General features: G+C 26.0%; 3 protein-coding genes. All 3 read left to right on the top strand.

The window, feature by feature from the left end; all coding sequences use genetic code 11:
• Positions 1–514 precede the first annotated feature (514 nt).
• Genes ACP5GV_RS04015 through ACP5GV_RS04005 form a run of 3 tightly spaced genes read left to right on the top strand, consistent with a single transcriptional unit; the run spans position 515 to position 2,634 of the window.
• On the top strand, positions 515–769 hold the full coding sequence (locus ACP5GV_RS04015) for a chorismate mutase (protein ID WP_428070119.1): 255 nt from the start codon (positions 515–517) through the stop codon (positions 767–769).
• Positions 759–1,817, top strand: coding sequence for a pyridoxal phosphate-dependent aminotransferase (locus ACP5GV_RS04010; protein WP_428102389.1), 1,059 nt, complete (start codon positions 759–761; stop codon positions 1,815–1,817). Before ACP5GV_RS04015 ends, ACP5GV_RS04010 begins: the two co-directional genes overlap by 11 nt.
• A 10-nt stretch (positions 1,818–1,827) precedes the next feature.
• Positions 1,828–2,634: a hypothetical protein gene (locus ACP5GV_RS04005; RefSeq protein ID WP_428070123.1), complete on the top strand. Its 807-nt coding sequence runs from the start codon at positions 1,828–1,830 to the stop codon at positions 2,632–2,634.
• The last annotated feature ends 208 nt before the right edge of the window (positions 2,635–2,842 follow it).

Here is a 2,842-nt window from a genome sequence, read left to right as displayed (position 1 = left end):
TTTAGTTATCCAAGCATAGATAAACTTAAAGAAGGAATTAAAATAATTGGAGAAACTGCAAAAGAAATTATAAAGTAATGGTTCCCTGCTCCAGACTATCATCATTTTTCAGATAGCTTTTTTCGGACATCCCATTAAATATTACTAGTTTCCTATTATATTATTATATGATAGCCTCTTTAATATACAAAAAGAAAACCTTTGCGAATAACACTTATCATCAATAACGAAGGATTCTATTATTAATATTTTCACATGATTTATTAAATTTTTGAATAATTTGTAACAAATCTTCTTTAAAGACAATGAAGTAATTAAATTCTTACATAATGTCTACATAATATGTGGGAATTTAATAGGAAAAATATAAATATTTGTCACTTAAAGATACTAGTGGGGAGATGTGATGGAATACCAATATTGATTTATTTAACTTTTTATTCTTTGGAAATAGCTAATTCTAGGAATTTGAATCAAGATAATTATCATAAGATTTATTCAAAAGGTGATCAAAATGGAAACTGATACAGAGGAACTTAATATATTGAGAAATAAAATAGATGAAATAGACAAACAAATAATTAATTTATTAGATGAAAGAGTTTCTATTTGTAAAGAAATAGGAAAAATAAAGAAAATAAAGAAAATAAAAATAACAGATAAAAGTAGAGAAAAAGAAATTTTATTAAGAGCCGGAAATTTTAAAAGTATATACATTGAAATAATTGATATTTGTAAGAAAGCACAAGGTGATTACAATGAAATTTGATATTTATGACTTCTTCAGCGAGCTCAGCAAAAACAAAGTAAAGATAAGAATGGATGCAGGAGATCCTGATATAAAGCCTAATGATATAATAATTGATGAACTAACTAAAAACATTAGAGATTTAGGATATGCACCATATAAAGGTTTGGACGAATTGAGGGAAGTTATCGCTGAATATCATAAAGTAGATCTCGATAACGTAATAATAACTCCTGGCTCTAAAGCAGCTATATCATCCTTAATTTTATTTTCAAAAAAGGTTAATTTAATATCACCCTATTGGTCTGGGTATGAATTTTCTGCAAATTTATTCAACAAACAAATTTCTATTTTAAATACTGAACTGGAAAATTCATGGGAACCTAATTTTAGCAACATAGAAAAAGATACAACGTTGATAATAAATTACCCAAATAATCCAACTGGTAAAGTTATTACTCAAAAAAAGATAAAAGAATTAATTGATGAATCCTTAGATAAAAATCTAACTATAGTTTCTGATGAAGCGTATAGGGACATTGTTTTTGATGGTTTCAAATTTAAACTGACAGATTATATATTGCAAAATTCCGTATCAATTTTTAGTTTTTCAAAAACATTTTCATTACCAGGTCTTAGATTAGGTTATGCCGTTGGAGATAAGCAATTAATAGATAAAATAGGTAGGTTCATTAAAGCAAACATAACTTCAGTTCCTAAATTCTCTCAAAGAGCTGCTATTAAGGCTTTAGAAATGTGGGATTCTATTGCAGATCAAGTTAAAGATATTTATTATAAAAGACTTATTTTATTTTTAAATAAAGTTAACAACAAAAAATTTGTTTATGTAAGACCTGAAGGAACTTTTTATGTATTCTTAAAGCTAAATGGATTGTCTGGCACTGAACTCGCATATAATTTAGCTAAAAAAGGCATAGGTATATTTCCTGGAGAAGCTTTTGGAAACGAATTTGAGAATTTCATTAGGATTTCTTTGACAACTAAAGAAGAAAATATACCTTTGGCCGCGGATCTAATAAACGAAACAATTGATGAAATGAAAAGCTAAGGCGAAAAAAATGAAAATAGGAATAATAGGCTACGGCAAAATGGGGCAACTTTTTTATAAACTTTTCGAAAATCATGGATTTGATGTTTTAATAAATGATCCAAAAACAAAATCTGCAAGTTTTCAAAGAGTAATAAAAGATAGTGATTATATTATGATATCAGCAAACAATGAGGGCAACAAAAAAATTTTAACTAAATTAGCTAAAATATCAAAAAATGGAGATTTAAGTAACAAATTAATTTTTGATATATCTACTTTTAAAAAAGAAATTATAAAATATTATAATAAATTCTCGTCTAATGTTTTATTAAGTAGTATACACCCATTATTTGGTAGTGGAATGAAAGATCCAAAAAAACATCATATAGCAATAATTCCTATTAGTAAAAGTGATGGATCAAAACTAGTTGAAAACTTATTTTCAAATATTGGATTCAATACTTTTTATGTAGATTATGAAACTCATGACAAAATAATTTCGTTAACAATTGGATTATCATATATTGCTGGTATATCGTTAAATAAAATTTTAACATCATATAACAAAGATATTGTAAACAAATTATCAGGTACAACATTTAAATATTTGAGAAATCACTACTTATCTATATTAAATGATTCTCCAGAATTTGTTGATTATATATTTAGCCAAAAAGAAGTTAAAAACGTGTTAAAGAATTATAGAAAAATATTATCAGATTTATCAGACAAAAATAAGAGAAATAAAATATTAAATGAAATTTATTCGAATAGTGATGAAAAAGAGATAGAATATGCGTATAAAAAAATGTATAGTTGCATTGAGAGTTATTAATTTTTTAATCAATTATATAATGGGCAGTGAAGAAGCTCGAAAGGGTTGATTAAAATAAATGATATACCCACGCAGGTCTGAGCCCTTATATATTTTTTAACTTCTTATTACATAAATAATAAGGTGTGAACATTGTCTCTAACAAAGCTGGGTATCAAAGGCCTCGACGAAATTTTAAACCAAGTATACAGAGGCTCAATAATACTAG

Origin of the sequence: Caldisphaera sp. (assembly GCF_049974385.1) — an archaeon.
Taxonomy (GTDB): domain Archaea; phylum Thermoproteota; class Thermoprotei_A; order Sulfolobales; family Acidilobaceae; genus Caldisphaera.
Note: the sequence above shows the minus strand (reverse complement) of the source record. Positions and strands in the feature narration are given on the sequence as shown.

Excerpts from the sequence above, each read along its gene's own strand:
- ACP5GV_RS04015 (WP_428070119.1), top strand. The coding sequence starts at position 515 with ATGGAAACTGATACAGAGGAACTTAATATATTGAGAAATAAAATAGAT.
- ACP5GV_RS04010 (WP_428102389.1), top strand. The coding sequence starts at position 759 with ATGAAATTTGATATTTATGACTTCTTCAGCGAGCTCAGCAAAAACAAA.
- ACP5GV_RS04005 (WP_428070123.1), top strand. The coding sequence starts at position 1,828 with ATGAAAATAGGAATAATAGGCTACGGCAAAATGGGGCAACTTTTTTAT.